This window comes from Niabella aurantiaca DSM 17617 (assembly GCF_000374125.1).
In the GTDB taxonomy this organism is placed as follows: Bacteria; Bacteroidota; Bacteroidia; order Chitinophagales; family Chitinophagaceae; genus Niabella; species Niabella aurantiaca.
Map to the genome: position 1 here is coordinate 390,120 of NZ_KB893637.1, position 21,574 is coordinate 411,693.

At 50.4% G+C, this 21,574-nt stretch carries 11 protein-coding genes; all 11 read right to left on the reverse strand.

What is annotated here, in order from left to right:
* Positions 1–116 precede the first annotated feature (116 nt).
* The 11 genes from B160_RS29280 to B160_RS0115390 all read right to left on the reverse strand — a co-directional run bounded on the left by B160_RS29280 (position 117) and on the right by B160_RS0115390 (position 21,573).
* Entirely contained in the window at positions 117–2,132 is a 2,016-nt protein-coding gene (locus B160_RS29280) for a glycosyl hydrolase family 28 protein (RefSeq protein WP_018628815.1), read from the reverse strand.
* Between the two features lie 19 nt (positions 2,133–2,151).
* Positions 2,152–5,802 (reverse strand): DUF4450 domain-containing protein, encoded by a 3,651-nt coding sequence (locus tag B160_RS0115345; RefSeq protein WP_018628816.1) that lies wholly within the window; start codon positions 5,800–5,802, stop codon positions 2,152–2,154.
* On the reverse strand, positions 5,799–6,866 hold the full coding sequence (locus tag B160_RS0115350; RefSeq protein WP_018628817.1) for a glycoside hydrolase family protein: 1,068 nt from the start codon (positions 6,864–6,866) through the stop codon (positions 5,799–5,801). Before B160_RS0115350 ends, B160_RS0115345 begins: the two co-directional genes overlap by 4 nt.
* A gap of 32 nt (positions 6,867–6,898) precedes the next feature.
* A complete protein-coding gene (locus tag B160_RS0115355) occupies positions 6,899–8,365 on the reverse strand; it encodes a hypothetical protein (RefSeq protein WP_018628818.1) in 1,467 nt (488 codons plus the stop codon).
* An 18-nt stretch (positions 8,366–8,383) separates the two neighbouring features.
* Entirely contained in the window at positions 8,384–9,808 is a 1,425-nt protein-coding gene (locus B160_RS0115360; protein ID WP_018628819.1) for a glycoside hydrolase family 28 protein, read from the reverse strand.
* Between the two features lie 2 nt (positions 9,809–9,810).
* Positions 9,811–11,040 carry an oligogalacturonate lyase family protein gene (locus B160_RS0115365; RefSeq protein ID WP_018628820.1) on the reverse strand — a complete coding sequence of 410 codons (1,230 nt, stop codon included), beginning with the start codon at positions 11,038–11,040 and terminating at the stop codon, positions 9,811–9,813.
* A 22-nt stretch (positions 11,041–11,062) separates the two neighbouring features.
* Positions 11,063–13,228, reverse strand: coding sequence for a hypothetical protein (locus B160_RS0115370; protein ID WP_018628822.1), 2,166 nt, complete (start codon positions 13,226–13,228; stop codon positions 11,063–11,065).
* Positions 13,229–13,346: 118 nt separating this feature from the next.
* Complete coding sequence (locus B160_RS0115375) at positions 13,347–15,017, reverse strand: RagB/SusD family nutrient uptake outer membrane protein (RefSeq protein ID WP_026309802.1); 1,671 nt, start codon at positions 15,015–15,017, stop codon at positions 13,347–13,349.
* A 37-nt stretch (positions 15,018–15,054) separates the two neighbouring features.
* Positions 15,055–18,234 (reverse strand): SusC/RagA family TonB-linked outer membrane protein, encoded by a 3,180-nt coding sequence (locus B160_RS0115380; RefSeq protein ID WP_018628824.1) that lies wholly within the window; start codon positions 18,232–18,234, stop codon positions 15,055–15,057.
* Positions 18,235–18,265: 31 nt separating this feature from the next.
* Positions 18,266–19,810, reverse strand: a complete 1,545-nt coding sequence (locus tag B160_RS0115385; protein WP_018628825.1) for a fasciclin domain-containing protein — start codon at positions 19,808–19,810, stop codon at positions 18,266–18,268.
* Positions 19,811–19,860: 50 nt separating this feature from the next.
* Entirely contained in the window at positions 19,861–21,573 is a 1,713-nt protein-coding gene (locus B160_RS0115390) for a fasciclin domain-containing protein (protein WP_018628826.1), read from the reverse strand.
* Between the last annotated feature and the right edge of the window lies 1 nt (position 21,574).

Below are 21,574 nucleotides of genomic sequence, written 5' to 3' on the forward strand. Positions count from 1 at the left end.
TATAATTGGTCAACATTGCGGTGTGATATTTTCTAAAAAGTATGTGACATTTTTATGATTTGAATAGCATGTTTGGAGACGCTGCTTTTCGGGGAAATAAGACCTCCTTCCGGCCTTTACCGCACCTGGAAGCCGTTTACATGCTCATGAATGTTCTGTTGCTCTGTTACGCTTCCTGCAGTTACATTTGTAAGCGAGACATTTGTTACCGGCAACGCTTTTTGTGCCAGGATCCGCGATATGAATTTTGCGCTTGTAGCGGTTACGTTGTTGAGAAATACATTGCTGATGGGGGTCAGCCGCTTTTCATAGGTGGGCACCAGGCTGCGCCACTGGTACAATACATCGGTTTCAATGCCGAGGATGCCCTCGTCGACCCTGCCGGCCTTTATACCGGATGCATAGATGTTCCTGACGTATCCGCCCATCCGTTCATTGGTCTTGATGAACAGGAGATGGTTGAGCTTCGCCCCGTCGAGAACGGTGCAGTTGTTGACAAAGATATTTTCAATGCCTCCGGAAAGCTCGCTGCCCAAAGCCACCAGCTGGTGCCCGTTCTTTACGGTACAGTTGCGGATGACGATGTTTTTGGAGGGCGTTTTCAGACGCCAGCCTTCGGGGTTCCGGCCCGATTTTATAGCAATAGCATCATCGCCCTGGTCAAATACGCAATGTTCGATCAATACATTTTGGCTCATTTCAGGATCCACGCCATCGTTGTTGTGCCCATGCGCATACACATGGATGTTCCGGATCACCACGTTGTTACAGAGGTAGGGGTGAATGGTCCAGAAAGGGCTGTTGACTATGTGAACACCTTCCAGCAATATGTGCTCACTGCGGTTGAACTGGATGAACTGCGGCCGCAGGTGCGCCGTATCATTGACCATCTGGCGTTCTTCCACCGGGCGCCGCTCCCAGGCCAGGTTATACAGGCGTTTGAGACTTTCCATATGGGCCCGGGGCCGGGCAAACCATTGTTTCCAGGTGTCCATAGTTGCTTTTAATGTTCCCTCGCCGGTAATGGCGATGTTTTTACATTGCCAGGCGTAGATCAGGGGGGAGTAATTGTAGCACTCCATACCTTCCCAGCTGGTATAAACCGCAGGCAGGTAATCAGCAGGATCGCCCGAAAATAGCAGCACAGCCCCTTTTTCCAGGTGCAGGTTTACATTGCTTTTAAGATGGATCTTTTTGGTAAGCCATTCACCTTCCGGGATCACCACCACCCCCCCTCCGTTCTTATTGGCCTGGTCAATGGCCTTGCGGATGGCCAGGGATGTTTTTTCACGGTCGCCGGTAACAGCGCCAAGATCCGTGATGCGGATCCGCGGGCACCGGCTGAAATCGGGCACTTTTAAGGCCGGCATTTTAAAGGGCGCTTTTACGGGTATTGATTTTAGTACAACGGCTGAAGGCCGGTCTGTAACAGCAGGCATCCGCCTGCGGATCAGCGCCGCTACAGGGGCGATCAGCGCTGCGGAGCCTGCTGCATCGAGGTGCAGTCCGTCGGTCGTCATGGTATTGATGTGGAGCCCTGGCGTCTTGTACCCATTTACAAAAAAGCACCCATTGCGCAGTGCCACTTCTTTAAAAGAACGGCTCATTTTTTCCACCCGCAGGTTCCCGCCCCTGTACTTTTCTGTGGCTTCTGCTTTTGTACCATAAGGAGGTGGGGCTATGATGATGATGGCCGCTTTGCTGATGGCCGGATAGCGGCTGCTCTTTATCTTGCGGATGAGTTGCTCCAGGTTGCGGGGCACTTCCTGCTGCCTGTTAGCAAACACGGATTTGGCATCATTGGTGCCCAGCTCCAGCACAATAAAATCAAAAGCCCGGCCATTGGCGGATGCCACGGCTTGTGTAAGCATCTTTTCCAGCATGCCCAATGCATTCAGCGTACTGTCGCCATTATTGACAAAGCCGATGGTGCGCCCGGATCTGCTGATGTTGACGACGGCTGTCCCGGGCAGGGCCTGCTTTAGCTGCTGTGGCCAGCTGTATGGAAAGCTGCCATTGCTATCACCCAACGTAAGGATGTGCAGCGCTTTCGTTTGCGCCCGGGCTTGTGCACAAAGCAGGAAGGGCAGCTGCAAAAGAAAGATGAAGAATGATTTTAAAACAGTTGTCATTTTTATATTTTATATCCATTCATTTTCTGATCAATGTAATGCTCATGATGCCGGCCACTACTTCGTTCGACAGGGTACGGAGCGTAACCGAGGCCAGTGTTTTGGCCGGGTTCAGCGGCAGGTCTACCACCGTACCGGCCCCACCGTCGACCGCGCGGTTGGTAAAGCCTTTTATAGAACGGTAGTGATCCACATCCCGGCTGATCCGGCCGGATTTAAAAAGAACACGGTAGGGCCTGGGGGCGCCGGTGGTAAAGGCGTAGCCATCGTTCAGGTAATCCTGTTCTATGGGCCACCAGTTCATCGGATTGATCAGTGGAAGAACGGCTGTTGAACCGTCGGTGTACCTTACGGTTATGCGCGCGTTCTCTATATCTGCCTGCTGGTGGTTGGTAGAGCCGGCCACAATAAAGTAGGCATGGGAGGCCCGGCCGGCCAGGGGCAGTATTGCCGAATCCGGAAAATGATCCCATAAGGAAGTGAAGCAGATGTTCTTACCGGCGCTTATTTTAAAAGGGATCCGGTCGAGGTAAAGCGTGGTCCTGTTCTTTAAGCCGGCGTCGGTGATCTCCGGCTGCACCAGCGGGTAACACCAGTTGCCAATGCCCTGCCAGGGGATTTGCAGCGTGGGAGAAGCCGGCCGGGGTGAGCGGTATTCGTGGCGGAAGATCTGGGTGACATGATCGTTGAAGGCCGCACCAAGGTCGACGGTTTCATAAACGGCTGGAGACGCAGGCAGGCTCCAGCTGATGATGTTCTTCCGGGTACTGCTTCCGTCATTCCAGGAGATCCGCACAGGATTGGAGCCCTTTACGCCCTGTATGGCGGGTATGCTCACGCTTTGGGTGACGCCCGGTGCTACGGATAGCGGCCGTTCATAATGGTTGATATGCAGGCGCCCGGTTTTGACGGAAGCGGTATTGTTGGTTATGGCAAGCGTAAGCCGGGTGCTGTCTTCCTGGTTGACAGCTGCAACCTGAACGGGCTCTTTTATTTTCAGATAAACGGGGGCGATCCAACGGGCGTCCCCCTGTTGCAGGGTAATAAAAACGGCATGACCTGTGGTGTCTACCCCGGGTTTCAACTGCAGTGTCCGTTTTGCCGGCCCGGTGATCGCGGTGATAAATTGGGGGGCGTCGATCGCGGATATCTTCGCCTTTTTTGAAGTAATGGTAAAAGGCTGATCTGCTACCGCATCCGGAAATTGCAATGTTTCAATGGCATCCCCGGCATATTCAATTTGGACAACGGCATGCGGCAGCGGGCCAACGGCGATCTCTATCTGTGGCCGGCCAAAAGCATGCGGTACCCAGGTGTACCGGGCCGGGCGGCCGTTTATGGTAACCGATCTTATTTTATCCGTGGGCGCCGCCGTTCTCAACGTGATCGCCAGTTTTTTTTTATAAAATTGCGCGATCCGGTACACCGCTGTTTTGTGGGTTCTCTGAAATGAAAAGCGGATATCCGGCACGGAGAGCCTGGCATGGTCCCAGCTTTGCGGCAACCCCGGTTGAATCAAGAGTTTGCCGTTCAGCGCGTCCGGCAGGATGCCAAAAAGGCCTTCGGTAAGGGTGCGGGCGGCCACTCCGATCGGATCCGCAAAATCGCGGTAGAGCTCGCCCCTGGCGGCATCGTAAAAGCTCAGCTGCTGAAAGCCGCCGGGACTGGAACTTAGATACATGCTTTCGATAAGGCTGTTGCGCCAGAGCTGATACGCGTTTTCGGATTCGCCGCTCTGCCAGTAAGCCAACGCGGTGTTCAGGTTTTCGGCCAGCGCCACATTGTTCACGCTCCAGGTATAAGGCTGCCAGTTGGTGGTGGCCAGCAGAAATCCGTTCGTTAAGGACAGGCCATTTGCAGCAACGGGGATATGCGGGATGGAATGGTCTACATAGCGCAGCAGCTGGTATTGCTGTTTGGCTGTTGCTAGCTGTGCGTCAATGGCGTGATACACGGTCCACAGGGCGGCGGCAGGATGGGGGCGTTGCAGGCCGCCGAGGTCTACGTACTCGGCAAAGCAGCCCTTCTCCGGAAGCCATAGTTTTTTTTGAGCGGCCGTCCGGATCTTTGTGGCTTCTTTTTCATAAGGACGGGCATCTTCCCCGATCAGCCGGGCCAGGAAAGCGGCTGTTTTATTGGCGCGGTAATTATAAGCGGTGGCATGGGTTACGCCGCCACCGCTGTATTGTAATGCATCGCTGGCCCATATACAGGCGTAGGCATCGTATAAACCGTCGCCATCGGCGTCAAAATTTCTTTTTTCCCATTGCAGGTGCCTTTTTATGGCGGGCCACATTGTTCTCACATAAGCGGTATCGCCCGTGTAATTGAAATGATTGAAGAGCTGGTCCATAAATACCAGGTTCATATCATAGTGATGCGGCCGGATATCTCCGTCAGGATTGCGGCAGATATAACCGTTGCTGAACAGGGCCGTGCCCATTTTTTCCAGCTGCCGGGCCATATGCCTTGCGGTGTCCGGTGTTACTCCACCCGGAGGAATATCCGTTACCTGCGACCGGATATAGCTGTCGAAATGCATGCGGGCGCGGTCATGCCATCCCAGCGGGTCCGCTGTATAGGCACCTCTCCAGGCCGGTAAACGCATGCGCCAGGCCACCGCGCCATGCAGGTAGGTGGGCGCTTCCCAGATGGCATCGGCGGCAGTTGATAAAGCCCCACCAAGGGTATTGATATACGGATCAGGTGTTTCTACGGTGATCCTGCCGGCTATTTTTTCGCGGGCGGCTTCGGCCTTTGCAAACAGCAGGGGACTATCGTTGTAATGATTGCTGACCGGATCCTTTTGAACCCGGAAATAAACCGGCCCGCTTCGCTGAAGCGTGATCAATGCTGCGATGGCAGGACTGCCTGATGCGGCCGAGTGCCAGAGCCGGAGCGGCGTTTCCTGTTGAGCAGCATCAACTGTTTTTACCAGGCTGTTTGCGGGGAAAATACCGGAAATGTTCTTGCCTTTGTCTTTTTTTGTGGTATCCGGAGGGTTGCCGTCCCGTATTTCGTACCGTTCATCCCCGGTTAACGGTTTGGTGAACCCGTAACGCAGCTGAAAACTGTTTTGTTTTATGATGTAATCATTGTCTTTACAATAGCCCGGCTGAAGATAAAAGGAGGATTCCGGATCGGCGCCGATATCGCCATCGCGACTGAACTTTTTCCCTGTTGCTCCCCCATATACGATGAGCAACGACACATTCCCGGGAATATCTTTTGCTGCTATCTTGATGATCATGCCATCCTGATCTGCCATTGCAAGCGCTGTAACGGCGAGCGAGCCTTTTTGAAGCAGCTGGTCCTTTATGGAATAGCGCATGGAACCCGGTCTGTAGATCGTTTGTATGCTGTCCGCCGCGGTGATCCATTTGCTTTGATGGCCACTGATAATGCCTATTTTGCAGTTGCCGCCCATGCCCGGCATGTACAGGGCAAACTCAGGCTGGTCGCCGGCTTCAACACGAAACCCGGTATTGGTACCGTACAGGGCACGGTTGAATTTTTTTGTACCCTGGTACAGAACAAAATCTTTACCTGAAGGTTTGTAATGCAGGGTCCGTTCCTCGTTGTGCCACCATTGCCGTTGTGCGGCTCCTTTTGTAACGCCGGACATTAAAAAGATAAAAACAAGAACTGTTTTGATGGCCAATCTTTTCACTCGGGTTCAATTTTGAAGATAAACGGGCTGGAGGTCATGTACTTTCCTCCCTGGGTAGTAGTAAACAGATATACGGGCTTCCCTTTTTTTAATAACAGTTGCGGCCGTTCAAAACGCCCGTACTTTGTAAGATAGGAGGGCGGCGGCGGCTGCCGGATATAGTGGCTGGCCGGGTAGTATGCCGTTTTGGGATCGGACCAGCTGATGCCGTTTTCAGATCGCATGATAATGCCATCCGTATGGTTATAGTATCCCATATCGCGGGCGATTATGTGGTACATTCCCTGTTCCTCCCATATAAAGGCATCTTCCAGCTGGGCATTATTCCCTTTTTTGGAAAAATCAATGACGGGATTCCCTTTATATTTTTTGAAAGGGCCTTCGGGCCTGTCGCCGAATGCCAGCCCGTATTTGCGGTTGCCCCGCACCGGTCCCGTTTGTGTTTGGTAATCTTTTGTATTCCATGATTTGTAGTATAACCAATACCGGCCATCGGCATGGCGAAGCACAGAAGGGTTGGTGGTGCAATGATCGTCCCAGGCGCCTTCGGAACCGGGTTCCAGGATGGGATGGTCAAAGCGTTGCCAGGGTCCGTTTAATGAGCCGGCCACGGCAACCCCGATACGTTTTGTATTGGTTTTGCCATTGCTGTTGCCCATATAATACAGATAATACTTGTTGTCAAAAGTGGTGATGGAAGGATTGTGACAGGTGGTGGCGTCCCAAAATCCCGGTCCCCGGGGTGCCAGTATCGTTCCGGTAACTGTGTAAGGCCCTTCCGGGACATCGGCTACGGCATGCGCAATTTCGGAGCCTTTGATCCAGCCGCTCATTTTCTTTTCAGCCTTCCAGCGGGAGAAAAAGACGTGTACCTTTCCCGCTGCATCGAAGATCGGGCTGTTGCACCAAACATAATATCCTTCCAGCTCTAACATACGCCCGACGGGTCTCAGGCGTTTGGCAAAACCCGAAACAGGCATCCTGCTGCTCAAAAGAGGGCCGGGATATGCGATCAGCCCACTGCTTAGTAAGGACAGGTTCTGTATAAATGATTTACGATCCATGCTTGCAGATATTGAATGACCGGTTTGTATTTTTATTTTACCAGCCCGTTAATATACGCTTCGATGTTTAAATAGCCGGGGTTTCCGCTATGGGGTAGCAGCGCATCGCTTTTACCGGCATCGGTCCCGATCCTTTTTTCAAAAGTATCCGGTATGCCATCACCATCGGTATCTTTGTGAGGAGCGGCATAGGGAAAATCGCCCAGACCCTTGTTGGCAAGAGGCAGATCAGATTCGCGGTACAGATACCGTCCCTGTGAGCCTGCGGACCGCATTTCTTCTATCAATAACTTGTCAACATCGTCCCTGTGCGGGTAAAGTGCCCCGGCTTCTTTTGCCACATATTTAAATGCTGCCGCAGCGGACATTGCCTGGGTACTGAAGGGATAGGTAAAAGGAGCCGTCATAAAATTAGATGGATCGAGGCCCGGGTATCCCGTGGGATCGTCGGGCACCGGGCTGCCGTCGAGCACCCCGTTTTTATTGGAGTCGAAATAATTTCCGGCGGCATATACGTTAAAAGTACCCGACCCTCTTGAGAACGGCGTTTTTACAGTGGGCTTTGTCAAAGGACCTGAAATGAAATAGTTATTAATAATGTTTGCCCATGAAGTGCCCTGGGATTCGCCACCCATAATATAGGCGTCGCCGCCAATGCTATGGCCGTAGGTGTTGCCGTCATTTCCCCAGTTATAAACGACATTATTTACAAATTCATTGTAGCCTTTTACTTTTGGGTTCCTGGTTTTATTGCTGATATAAAGACTTTTCAGAATGCTGATCTTACCGCCTGTCTGCATTAGACCGCCGGCTGAGTGATTCCAGCGGTGAAGCCCCTGTCCGATAATACAGTTTTGTAAGGTAATGCTATCCGGCTCGGCTCCTTTTTTATCCCAGTTAACGGAAAAAACCTCATCCTGCCCCCAGGTAAAGGAAACGTGATCAAAGATGATGTTTTTGCCATTGGCGATGCCGGATGCGTCATCGCTGCGGGAGGCGCCGCCATTGGTGCCCAGCCGGATCCTTATATTTCTTACAATGGAATTGGCCGCTCCGGTGAACGATACTTTTCTTCCGTATAGCACAACGCCTTTGCCCGGGGCGGTTTGCCCTGCAATGGTGGTGTTGGCGGAAACCGCTACCGTGGATTTGAGGTAAATGATGCCGGTAACTTCAAACACCACAAATCTCCCGGGTTTACTAACCGCATCCCGGAAGGAGCCCGGGCCGCTATCGTTTAAATTGGTGACCACATAAATCGATGGTGTCGCCGCTCCCCGGGCGCCCGCTGCATACTGTCCAAAGCCCTCAGCTTCGGGGAAGGCGGGTGTTCTGTTGCCCGGCAATGCGGACCGGATGGCGGTCCTTGTATCGGTGCCCATTGTCGTTGCTGCGGATCGCAGCTGCTGGCCGGCCCGCTGACAGGCGGCTGACGCGAGCAGCATAAAACAGGAGCTTACGGTAATGATCCTGGTTTTCAGGCTTTTTCTTTTTTTCATGTTGGAGTTTTATTTCATTTATAGATCCATATCGATGCTGTTGGTTACGGAAAGGGGCTTGCCATTATTCTCCTTTATACTCACCTTGTTGAATTTCCAGCCTTCTGCAAATGAAATGGTACCGGCGCTTTTTCCGGAGAGGCGAATATTGGTGAAGTTGAAGTTTTTCAGTAAGGACGTTTTTAAGCCTTCTGAAAGAATAACGGCATTGGTGATCCCTTTGGCATTGATACCGGAAATGTATATGTTTTTAAAAGTGGGGATTCCTTTTGAGGCCGGCTCTACTTTGGTGAGCATTACTTTCCAGTGATGCGGAACGGTGTTGAGATCATAGCCCGGAGGCAGCTTTGAATAACTGTAAGAGGGGTTCCAGTTCATGGTGAAATGAAAAGCATTTTTAACGCTGTCCATTTTAATGTTTTGGAAGTAGATGTCTTCGACGGTTCCGCCTCTTGTGGTGGCCGATTTAATGTGAAATCCATTACCGGTATTATGTGCTTCCAGGTTGGTAGCCAACACATGACGGATGCCGCCGGATGTTTCGCTGCCGATGGTAAGCAGGCCGCCGCCGCGTCTTGCAATGCAGTTCCGGATAACAACATATTCGGTGGGCCTGTTTACCCGGAGCCCGTCCCAGTCGCGGCCGGCCTTAAGGCAAAAATCATCATCATTGCAGTCGATGTCGCAGTTTTCCACCAGCACCCAGGTAGACGAGTCGATGTCGATGCCATCCGTACTGGGGCCTTTGCCGTCTTCGTTGTTCCGTATAATAATACCATCAACGGTAAGGCGGGTGGAGTATAACAGCTGTACGGTCCAGAATCCCGCATTTTTAAAGGCGAGTTCCCTGAGCGTTATGTCCGACGCGTTTTGAACGAGAAAGCTGCGGATCCGTTTTGCATCGTAGTCCACGATCCAGCGCAGGCCTTTGGGCTCATATTCCTCCCTGCGCATTTTCCAGTATTTGTCCCAGCAGAATTTGCCGCGCGCATTGATCACTCCTTTGCCGGTGACGGCTGCATTCGTTGCGTCGATAATATTGATCAGCGCAGCGGGCCATTTCATTTCAATGCCTGCAATGCGGGTGTCGATCTCCGGGTAGTCATCAAAATTTTGCGAACCTAAAAGGAGCACACCCGCATCAATTTTTAAATGCACATTGGATTTTAAAAAAACAGCGCCGGTTACATAAGTGCCGGGTTTAAATGCAACAATACCGCCCCCGTTCTTTTCACAGGCGTCGATCGCTTTTTGTATTGCTTTTGAATTGACCGTAACCGTGTCGCTTTTGGCGCCGTAATCATTTACGTAATAGACTTTAGTGCCGGCCGGAAATTTCCGGGCGCCCACCTTTTTAGCCCAGGAGAGCGTCCCGTTTTGAGCGTAGAAACTATTCGCAACCAGGAACAGGAAGAGCAGCGCGAGGATCTTTTTTTCAGACATGATTAATTGGAGGGTTTTATTTCAACGGCATAGATGTTTTCCCTGCCTTCGAAGTTGGCACGGAAGATGATCCATTTTTGATCGGGCGAGAAGTGGATATTCGGTTCAAGATGATAATTGTGCTGTTTCATATTTACCAGCTTTTGTCCGTTGAAATGGTCCCCATCCGGTGTGAACAGGTAGATCCATTTGCCATCCGGCGCTTTTGCAACGGCATTGGGATCGCCCCCATCACCTGCAAACCGTTTCCCATCCGGTGACGTGGTGAAGTGCACCGACCACTCGTTTCGCTGCAGCCGGTATTTTGTCTCTTTTCCGGTTGTCAGGTCTGCCCCGCCTACAAAAAAAGTGGCTCCGCGCGGTTGTTGCAGGTCAAACCAGATCGTTTTGCCGTCTGCGCCAAACCATTCGTGACCGGCAATTTCCATGGGCATGGTCCTTTTATGCACAAGCTGCACCTTTCTGGTATGGATGTCAATGGTCCAGATGCGGTCTACCTTGTGCCAGGGACCTTCATGGCAGAACATTAACAGCGCCGGATCCACCGGGGAAAATTGGATATGGTTGAGCCATGCAGTATCTGAAAACAGTTTCTCCAGCTTGCCCGTGTTGATGTTTACGGTAAACAATGTTCTGCGCAATTTGGCTTCATAGATCTTATTGAAGTAGCTGCTTTTACCGGGATTCTTTCTGAATATTTCTTTTTCTTCGTCGCTTGCTTTTGCTCCGGCCAGCAGCGTTCCGTCTGCATTGATCGTTGTTATACCCGCTTTGAAATCAGCAGGAAAAACATAGACAAGCCGTTCCTTTTTAGTGGAAAGATTGACGGCAAAAACGCTGTCCTTTACCTGGTAAAAAGCTTCATTCCTTTTGGCGGATACGATTTCTCCCTGCATGGGTGTTGGATGGCTGGTTAACCGTTCCGACTTCAGAGTTTGCAGATCCAGGAGGTATAGTTGCCGGTCTGCGGCATTGCTGTTATAGGTTTCCTGTTTTGCCGCGGCTACTTTTGTCTTCTGTGTGCTGTAGTACACCATTTTATTACCCACAAACGGGTTGTTGTGGAAGTAGAAGCTCATATTGCTCCGGTCATTGTTGGTGAGCCGGATTATTTTGTGGTGGGTATCTGCATCGATCCATTCTTTGGGCATATGGGCCCCGGTTTGCAGAAGCGGCTGGGCGTTGCTATGGATATTGCAGAACAACAGACCGGTTAAAATTATTTTTTTCATGGCTGAAAAGGGGGATGGATGATTATAGCATTTTTTGAAGTCCTTCAACTTTTACTTTCCATTTTCCGTTCCGGGGAATGCCCGGTAATGGGCCTGTTGCCTGGTCATATCCGCCGCACATCATGGCGATGGCTGCAAGTAAGCCCCCGTTACCCGGAAGATAAATGGTAAGACGCCCGTCCTGGTAATTATGCCCGTTGGGCAAATAGGTGTTGGTTTGAATGGGCATCAGCAGGGCATCAATGGCTTTTTCGGGGAGCCCCAGCCTGGTGGCGGTCATGGCCGTCATTGGAAAATCCCAGCCCCAGGTTTTATCCCAGCTCCAATGGCCCCAGATCCAGTCAAAGGTATTGCGCATGATTTTTTTATTCACTAACGGGGTCAGGGGCATCATGCCTAAAGCGCCCAATACGGAAGGATGGTCGGTTTTGAATTCGGGATTGGTGTAGGAATCCGTTGCGCTTTCGGTAAACAGGTATTTATGATCCCGGACGGGCAGGGGGGACAGCTTTTTTAAAACGGCGTCCCATTTTTTGTTCCTGGAAAGACCCAGCCGCGTCCTCCATTTTTGAGCCACCTCAAGGGCCCAATGCCAGTAGACCAGCTCATAAGCGGGATTGAATGTCTCTTCGGCTTTGAAGCGCTCCTGGGCGGGAATGATCCCCTTACCCAGGACGTAGCGCTGGCTGGCGGAATCGTAGCGGGCAAAGGAAGCCATAAAATCGGCCGTGCCAAATACGAGGTCCCTGTATTTGTGCAATAGTTCTTTGGATGTGCTGGCCTGGTAAAGCAGCTCGGCATAATAAATAAAATGCGGCTCCTGCCAAATAAGGAAGGCGCCTACGGATGAGGGGCTTTCCCGTCCTTCATTATCCGTCATCTTTTGCCAGCGTAGTCCTTCGTATCCCTGCCGTTGCGCAATGGCGCGTGCCCCGGCGGCATTACGGGCATACCATGACAGGCTTTTTTCCAGCAATTCCGGCCGGCCCCATAATGCAAAATGAATGCCGTGCCACCAATGCATTTCCATATGTGGCTTACCATACCAGCTGTTGTAAGTGAGCCCTGTTTCCTGTGGCGGGTTGTTGCCGGCGCATTGGATCTTTGTAAGGTATAAGGACAGGACAACCCTTCGTTCCAGCTCTGCAGCGCGGGGATCCGTACTTCCCGAAAAGTCAATGGCGCCGCCACTGTTCCAGAATTTTTGCAGTTGCTGCCGGCTGTTGAGTTCGGTAGCTGCAAAAGAGGGAAGGGATGTCGCATTCCTTTTTTGATCAAACCGGACGGTTGCTTCAAAACTGCCGGCAGGCGCCGGTGTTAACAGATAATAGTGTGATTGCTTTTGTGTCAGCCGGGCTTTCCTGCTCCATCGTGCGGCGATATAATAGGTGGCCGTATCCAGGCTGTGTTGGATCACGGCGCTGTTCTTATCATTGCTGATAACGGAGGAATGGTGCCGGGCCTCATCTTCCCAGTTGTTGCCCATATCCGCCCAGCCGCCGGTAGGATAGGGGAGCCGGATGCGGATGCGCAGCCTTTTTTGCTGAATGAGCGGGGATGTGATTTTAAAGGCTACGGCATCCTGTTGCTGGTGACCGCAGGTAATGACCGCTACGGGTGTGTTCTCGACCGTAAAGGAAGATGTTATGGCCCCCGACCACATATTTAATTGCTGGCGGATGTTTTTGATATCCCCGAGCGTAGCAAGGGCGCCGTCTTTCTTTAAAATTTCCAGGCCGATATTTCCCAGCTGTAGCCGGTGTACGTTCTGTCTGAAATAATCGGCTGCCTTTTTATGTGCTCCGGGGTCACTGCCCCATTGAACGGCATAGGTAATGTTCCGTCCGTTCAGGTGATAGGTTTTTAAGGCATCTTCAAATTTATAATGGTTTACATTGGGAAAAGCATCCCATCCCCACTCGCTTTGTGTGCCCAAGGGAACTCCTTTTGCATAAGCCTCCGGAAACGACTGTAAACCGGTTATGTCCGCTGTGAAGGCAAAAGAACCATTGCCTACGGAGAGGGAGGCTAAAGTGTCTGCAGCACTCAGCTGCACCGTATGCCGTTCTACAAGGGCCCTGCGGTCGATCCTGTTGGATTGCCCCTCTGCTGTATGCGCTAATGAGGAGCACAGGAATGTGTACAGAAACAATTTCAGGTGGTGATGATGGTTTGTTTTTATAGCCATAGGATCTGATTATTTTGTTCGAAAAGCGTATGAATATTTGTATCGGCCCGGAACCTGCATTTCTTTTGTTGTTCCCCGGAACAAAAATATATTTTGATGTTTAAACAGAGCCGCTTCGTTACCATTGAAACGGCAGGTACCAATTGTCCGGGTTCATTAATTTTGCTTTTACCGCCGCGGCATTTGGATCGTTTTGCTTAACCAGCTTTGCATAGATCCTGTTTGCAAGATACCCGGGATCATTTCTTCTCCGGGCAATTCTCAACAGATCGGACCAGCGCGCACCTTCAAATGCCAGCTCAAGCGCTCTTTCATTTAGGGTATTGTCTTCAATGGACAGGAGGCTGTCGGTCATGACCGGCACACTGTACAGACTTGCCCTTCCTCTTAAGCCGGCGTTCAGATACCAGTCGCCGGCGATGCTGGGGTTGTCACTCTTTCTTGCATCAAATATATAAGGATCGCCTTCATTAACAAGGATCTTCCCGAATGCAGGCTGAATGCCCTGGTTTACAATGGCATCTGCAATAGCCGGGTGACCGTCCCTGTTTGCAGCTTCTGCAAAGTCCAGGTTCAGCGCGGCCGCGCGGTACAAAAACCATTTTTCCGTTCCGGGGGCGTATTGGTATTTCATTACCTCTGGCTGCCCGTTGATGATGTTATAAGAGAACTTTGGACCCCGGGCATCATAGGGGAAATTGTTTTTCTGGGTCTGGCCGTTCCAGTTGTCAATGGCCTCCTGCGACGGCTTTAAAAGATAGCTGCCCTGGCTGCTGGAGAATAATTTCCGGAAGGGATTTTCCGGCCTGAAGAGGGTATTGTAGGGCAGGTACCAGATCCATTCGTATCCGAAGAGCTTGTCTTCTGCACGTGCAAAAATGGAGCGCCAGCCCTGGTTGTTGTTGTTTACAAGGCTGTTTTCATTCTCTTCCTGGTAACGGATGTAGCTCACGGCAATATCATTATTGTCTGCTTTTGAAGCCCCGGTGATCCGGTAGGTGAAAAAGTTGCCGGTACCACCGGTTTCCATAACTGATTTAAAAGCCACTGCTGCATTGTGATAGTCCTGGCCTTTGCCGCGCCAGAGGTATAGCTGCCCCAGCATTACCTGCTTGTTGATAAAGAATTTTGTGGTAGCATAACCGTCTACCGTGGTAATAAGGCTTGTTGCGGCAGGATAGGAAGATTGGAAGGGCAGGTGTTCCTGTACGGCGATCAGCGAATCCAGCAGGTTGTCAAAGGATACGGGCTGGTATTCGGCGGAAGCCATCACCTGCTTCAGGGCATCGAGGTTGGGAAGACTGCTGGTGATATACGGCACCCTGCCAAACTGGATGCCCAATTGCAGGTACACCCAGGAGCGTATCGTGGCCACATCCGCATAACGTACGTTGTAATCGGCCTCCAGTATTTTTTTATCGCGCAGCATCCTGTCAAAATTGCGCAGGATATCGTTGCAGTTCAGCAGCACATCGTAATAGGGTTTGGGATCCGTATAGCGATTGCCCGGCTGCGCGTTGTGGTGCTCGATTTGCCTCAGCTCATCATCCGCGTTGGCGGTAGTGGTCAGCAGATCGGCCCGCAGCTCATTTAGGACGACCTGCTGTTCTGCCAGCTTTAAGAATTTTCCATATAAACCGATTACGGCAGCGTCTGCATCAAAAACATTCTTATACATATTCTGGCTTTCCAGTACTTCCTTTGCATCAACGTCGATCAGCTTTTTGCAGGAAGCCAACGCTGAGGTTAAGATCAGCCCCATGATCAACGGCCTTAATATTCTTGTCATACCCATTTATTTTGTGTCCTGATTTTATACATTTTCATTATAAACCTACCCTTACACCCACCTGTATATGCTTATATTGCGGCTCCAGGAAAGTGTCCACGCCCTGCCCAAACACACCGGATGTGGCGCTGAATTCAGGATCGTACCCCATGTATTTCGTAAACGTAAGCAGGTTACTGCCTGTTACATAAACATTGATATATTTCAGGGCGGTGGGCCTCACCGGTATTTTGTAGGTCAGGGAAGCCGTTTTCAGCCGCAGATAGGAACCATCTTCCAGCCACCTGTCGGAAAACCGGCTGTTACCCATTGGGTCGCCCCAGGTAGCTTTGGGGATATCGGTCAGCTGTCCGTCTGTCTTCCACCTGTTTTGGATCGCCGCGGTCTGATTGTAGTAATTGCTTTCCGATTCTAACTGGCGGCGCGCATAATTATAAATATCGTTTCCTTTGCTAAAGGTGGCCAGCAGGTCCAGGGTAAAATTTCCGCAGGTAAGCTGTGTGCTGATGCCGCCGAAGAAATCCGGGTTGGGATTTCCGATGATCTGCCGGTCGTCTTCATCAATTACATGATCGCCGTTGCGGTCTGCAAAGATGATGTCGCCGCCTTTAAAGGGCGTCAGCGAACCGTTGGTGTTCCTATTGCTTAGACCGGTGGCAGCGGCCGCGGCATCCGATGCGTAAACCCCCTGTGTTTTGTAGCCATAGAATAGGTTGGGGGGGCTCCCCACCCGGGTGATCATGGTACCTCCGGCAAAACCGGTATAAATATCCCCGGAGGGTAATTGGGTGATCTGCGCTTCGTATGTTGAAATATTAAAGCCCAATTGCCATTTCAGCTTCTTTTTATGAATAATAATAGTGTTTACATTGGCTTCAAGGCCAGTCGTTCTCATGCCGCCACTGTTGGTAATGATATAGTCCTGTCCGCTGACCGTTGGCCCGGGCTCGTACAGGATCATCTTGCTGGTGTTGTTCCTGTAACCGTCGAGGGTAATGTTCAGCCGCTCATTGAACAGCGCAAGATCGATACCGGCATTTAATTTTGCCACCTGCTCCCATTGTAGTCTTTCATCACTGATGCCGCCTCTGACCAGGCCGGATATTCCCAACAGGTTTTGCGATGTATAATAGCTCCGTGCGGTATAGTTGCCGATATCATCATTGCCGGTCAGGCCATAGGATAACCGGATCTTTGCGAGGTTTACGGTTTGATTGCCTGCCATAAAATTTTCGGAGGACGGGATCCAGGAAATGCCGGCCGCCGGGAAGAAGGCCAGGGTCCGGTCTGCTATTTTTATCCCGGATTGATCCGCTTGCCTGCCAAAACGCGAGGAACCGTCTAATGCGCCATTCACGGTTACAAAATATTTGTCTTTAAAACCATAGTCTGCATTCAGGTAAGTGTTCAGCCAGGTGGAGGCTCCTAATGATCCGCCGATCTGCCGGAGGGTATTTAAACCGTATCCAACGCTGGTCAGCTGGTCGGTTGCGGAATTAAAGCCCAGTCCATAATCCTGTTCGGTACTGCTTTTGTTATAACGGACTCCCAGGGTGGCGGCAAGGTCATGGCGGTTGCTGAAGTTCCTTTTGTAACCGATCCGGGTGTCGTTAAAGATGTTGAATACTTTTATTACCTGTGCGCCGGACCGGTTGTTTGCCGGAACGCCGTTCATTAAGGTGTCGCTTGCAATTCCCCTTTGCGGGATGAAAAAGTTTTCTCTTATTTTTTGGCTGGTAACGGCAATGGTGGTCCCCAATGTAAGATGCCTGCTTAGTAAATAGTTAAAACCAAGTGCGCCCACATAACGGTAACTGTTGTTTTCCGCGGTTACGGTTTTGCTGATGGCTGCAGGGTTGCTGATGCCGAAAGTATCCCTGTCTGCAAGCTGCGGAGATGTGATCCCGTTGTCCGATATATCGTTTGCGGCAAGGAAGGGTGCTTTAACAAGTGCGGCAAAGATGGGGTTGGTAGTAGGCGCAATGCCGGTGTTCCTTATTTTTTGCTCATTTCTGAAGTAGCTTACATTTGCGCTTGCGGAAAGTCTTTTGCTGAGATTAAAATCGGCGTTGAACCGCATGTTGTACCGGAGAAGGCCGGTGTGCGCTAAAGGCGATTTGTTGTTGGCATATCCGATGGAAAGCGCATATTTGGCAATATTGTCCCCGCCCGTAATTTTTAAATAGGCGTTTTGTGTGTACGTATTCTTAAATACCTGGTTTTGCCAGTCGTTGTTATTATGTGTCCTGTAATAGTCGGGATGGGAAGGATTGTCATCCATATAAGGCAGGGCGGCTATTTGTGCGGCGGACAGGCCTTTTGACTGCAGCATTTCTGATAGGTAGGAGCGGTAGCCGGCTGCGTCCATCACGGGAATCTTCTGCGGAGCAAAGGCGATGCTTCCATAAACAGACGCGTCTATAGTGGTGGCTTCCTGCCTGGCTTTTGCGGTGGTTATAATAATGGCCCCGTTTGCTGCTTTGGCGCCATACGCGTAAGTGGCATCTTTTATGAATGTGATGTTGTCAATGTCTTTGAGGTCAATGAAGGAAAGGGGATTGTTATAATATCCGGTTGTTAACGGCGCACCATAAGTGCCGTTATCGTAATACACCCCGTCTACGATGATTACGGGCTGGTTGGAAGCGTAAAGTGAAGAGTAGCCACGCAGGAATAAATTGGCGCCGGAATTGGGTGTGCCCGATCTCCGGATGGCGTTTAATCCGGCCATTCTTCCCTGAAGATAATTGTCCGGGGTCTCCGGGGTGCCGGACCAGGAACCGTTGGTCTCTATGGATTCGATGGCGCCGGTTAGCCGGCTTCTTCTTTTGATGCCGGAAGGAGCGGCAAGTTCATCATAGTAACTGAAAGCACCGCGGGGCTGCAGCTGGATCACCACCTGATCCGTTCCTTTCAGCGCTGTTTCCTTGTCGTTATAATCGCCTGCTTTGATCAGGATGGTCGCGCTTTTATCCGGTACACCTATCGAAAAATTACCGGTACTGTCAGAAATGGCGGCCCCATAGTCCTTGTACGTAATGTTTGCGCCGTTCACAGGTTGTTTTGTAACGGCATTGATGACCGTTCCTTTTATAATGACGGCATCCTTTTGTATCGGGACCTGCTGCGCGTTTTTATTTTGAGCCTGCACAATGCCCGTTAGCAATAGTAACGCTGCTGTTTGTGCAATGCTGAATATTTTATGTGATTTTCTCATAATCTGATGAACAGGGATTAATATTTTTTAGTTAATCTAAAACCGGTACAAACTTTAAATAGTCTAATGTAATGTTATAGGGCTTTCCGGAAGTGACGCTGGAGGGTGCCAGTAACCGGATATATTTTGTAGCAGGGTTGTAAATATAACTTTTACCGTCCGGCGTGCCCGGCGGATACGATAGCAGCCAGTTGTAATCCGTATTGGTAAAATCTCCTATATATATCTCGGTATACGTATTGGGGAGAAGCGGGGCAGCGCTGTTAAACAGGATGGAATCAGCATCTGCTCCGGGTCTTATTTGTACGAGCTGGCTTAAGGTGGAGTCGGATCCATAGGCATCATCGCCCTGGCCTGAAAGAACACGATCGCTTAATGCCACCCAGTACACTTTGTATTTTACGGTGTACAGATCATTGCTGAAATAGTTGATGTAAAAGTTGGCGCCTGAGGAGCCCAGGTTTGCATAGATGTCATTAAAAGAAAGCCCGGTTTCGGGATTCATCCGTTGCCGGTAAAAAACTTTAACGAGTGTTTTGGGGTCGGTTGTTGAAAACCCGATCGGGGTTTCGCCTTGTACATATACTGCCGGTATTTTTTCTGATAGTAAGGCCGGGGCGGCATTTACAATGTAAACAATGCCGTTGCTTACTTCCTGCGTTTGCAGGATGGCCGATGCGTTTAACGGGATGTGTACGCCGAATTTCGAAAGTAAAACGGCGGGCAACTGGCTTGTTGTGTACATGCCTTTTACCGTAAGATCTTTTACCACGCTCCAGGCGGCATTCATATTTGCGGTGTCGGCGCTTCCTGCTTTGAAGTAGGGAAGCAGGGCTGTTTTTTCCGTATTGAATGCGGCATCCGTTAACAGGATATACGTATATAACGAATCTTCATTGGCGATGTCGTACACTTTGGTGCGATAGGTATTTATTTCCACAATGCCGGTATTGGGTTTGTATACCGGTTCGCCGGTTTGCGGGTTAATGCTGTCCAGTGTTGCCAGCGCCGGGTCCTGGGCCATGTATTTTAGCGAGGAGATATAGGCATTTTGCGCATAATTGCTTTTTTGTGCCTCAATGAATTCCCATATATTGGGCAACGGGGATATGGCTTTGTCAACCACATGCAGTACCCCGTTCTTTACAGCGATATCGCTTTGCGTTAAGGCCGCATTTCCCCAATGTCCGTTATTAAAAGCGATCCGTTTTCCGTTCAGCATGGGCACGCGCAACAGTACCGATTCGTCGCGCGTATAGTAGGCCTTGGCAGAAATATGGTTGAGCAGAAGCGCTTTCAACTGCGTGGGATCCGATACAATGTCCTGGGAGAGATTGCTCAGTGCGCTGTTGTCGGGAGCAAATACCGTCAGGTTCTTTGAAGCATTTAAAAGAGAATCGAGCCCCGTTTTCACTATGTAGCCTGCCAGTACGGACAGGTCGGGGTTCTTATTGATCTGCTCCATCAGCGTTTCATTGAATGCAGGGCTGTTTATAGTGGTATGATCATCCCATTTTTTGCAGGACCCCGTTAACAGGGCCGCCGCTACACCAATCATTAAAATATAGTTCTTCATCTATCTGCTTATTGCTTTTGTAATTGAATCGATGGTTTTCTCCCTGCTAATTAATATTCGATGCTGCCTGTTTTGCTAAACCGGGGACTGGTCTGGCTGGGCCAGTCGACCGGGATAAAGTGTACCATATCAAAATTGCAATCTGCGTTGGCACCGGATACCAGCTGGAATCTTATTTTGTGCCGGCCGGTGGCTTTTACATCAACGATGCCCAGCATGCGCGCGGCGGTTGCTCCGGCTTTTTCAGAGGAAATGGCCCACCATTTCCAGCCTACGGCTGCCAGGCTGGCTTCCTGTGCGGGGTCTACGGACGATATCTTTTTATTGAACTCGATCAGGGCGCTGGTCAGCGGTACGGAGTCGAATAAAGCCTGCACCGCGCTGACCGTTGAGTTTTGCGTGTAATAGCAGAACCAGACCTTGTATTTGCCCTTTACCAGCAGGGGTGTGGTAAATTCGATCCAGCTGTTGCCGGAGCAGGTGCCCAGGTTGGACGTATTGCTGGATGAGCGACCCATTCCCATCTGCCAGTAGTCGCCTAAATATCCTTTTACACCGGTACGGTATTTCAGGCAGCTTTTTTCCCATTTAACGTCTTTGAACGTGTTGTTGGTCGAATCGCCATAATCGAACAGGTAGGTCTTTTTGCGATAGATCGAGGAAAGGCGGGTTAATTCCGGCTGCGTTGCGCAAAGATCCCAGTAAACAGGGAAGGGCTTTCTTATTTTAATCCCAAACCCGCCCAATGCATTGTGCAGCACTCCGTTTGTTGCGGACCGGTCGCTGGTGGCTAAATCCAGTTCTACCCCCGGCTCATTGACGATCCCATCGATTGTGGTATAAGAATCATCATTGATCAATACTTTATTGTTCACAAATTTATCGGTGATCACTTCCAGCGGAACCAGTGTTTCCTGGGAGTTGCTGGTTACGATGTCTGCCAGGTATTTGATATCGGGCAGGATGTGATAGGCCATATACAAATGAAGACTGTCATCGGTGCGTTTCGGATCACCGGTGTTGCAGTATTTTGCTTTTAACTGTGCATAGTTTTGAATACTGGAATCGATATAGACCTGGTCCTTTTGTGCAAGAACGGTAAGCCAGACCTGCGCTCCGTTTTTGTTTTTGGTGATATTCAATGTATCATAGAATCCGGTTTCCTTTAATGCCTGCGTAAAAATGGAGTAGCTGTCGTCCTGCTCGATCAATTGTGCCAGGGTAAGCAGCGATGGTGTAAGTACGTGGTCAATGGCATGAATGACACCGTTGCCCACCATGATATTGGGCTGCGTTATTTTTGCCTGCCGGTTTACCACGTAGGAGGAAACGCCGGCTGTATTTACAACGCTGGTAACAAGGTACTGGCCAAAATCTGTGATGGATGAAAGTTTGCCATCATTAAATGAAGATGTTAAGATCGGGTCTGACAGTAAATGAAATTGCAGCATCTTTTGCAGGTCTTCTTTCGGCAGATCGTCAATGGAATTCGCATTGTGCGCTTTCAGGTAGGCGTCGATCGCGTCGTTGGTAGGGGCAAAGAAGGTATAAGTGCCATATGTATTTAAAGCCGTTTCATACCCCGCTTTATCAATGACGGATATGAGTTTGGTGAAACGGTTCAGCGAATCATTCCGGAGGTAGTCCATCACATTGGGATCGTTGGTGGTGGTTTCTTTGATCTCCAGCTTTTTGCAGCCGGCCCCCGAAATGTAAGCTAAGAATAAACTCGCAATGATGCATATGAACGTATAGTTTTTCATT

Excerpts from the sequence above, each read along its gene's own strand:
- B160_RS29280 (WP_018628815.1), bottom strand. The coding sequence starts at position 2,132 with ATGACAACTGTTTTAAAATCATTCTTCATCTTTCTTTTGCAGCTGCCC.
- B160_RS0115350 (WP_018628817.1), bottom strand. The coding sequence starts at position 6,866 with ATGGATCGTAAATCATTTATACAGAACCTGTCCTTACTAAGCAGTGGG.
- B160_RS0115355 (WP_018628818.1), bottom strand. The coding sequence starts at position 8,365 with ATGAAAAAAAGAAAAAGCCTGAAAACCAGGATCATTACCGTAAGCTCC.
- B160_RS0115360 (WP_018628819.1), bottom strand. The coding sequence starts at position 9,808 with ATGTCTGAAAAAAAGATCCTCGCGCTGCTCTTCCTGTTCCTGGTTGCG.
- B160_RS0115365 (WP_018628820.1), bottom strand. The coding sequence starts at position 11,040 with ATGAAAAAAATAATTTTAACCGGTCTGTTGTTCTGCAATATCCATAGC.
- B160_RS0115370 (WP_018628822.1), bottom strand. The coding sequence starts at position 13,228 with ATGGCTATAAAAACAAACCATCATCACCACCTGAAATTGTTTCTGTAC.
- B160_RS0115375 (WP_026309802.1), bottom strand. The coding sequence starts at position 15,017 with ATGACAAGAATATTAAGGCCGTTGATCATGGGGCTGATCTTAACCTCA.
- B160_RS0115380 (WP_018628824.1), bottom strand. The coding sequence starts at position 18,234 with ATGAGAAAATCACATAAAATATTCAGCATTGCACAAACAGCAGCGTTA.
- B160_RS0115385 (WP_018628825.1), bottom strand. The coding sequence starts at position 19,810 with ATGAAGAACTATATTTTAATGATTGGTGTAGCGGCGGCCCTGTTAACG.
- B160_RS0115390 (WP_018628826.1), bottom strand. The coding sequence starts at position 21,573 with ATGAAAAACTATACGTTCATATGCATCATTGCGAGTTTATTCTTAGCT.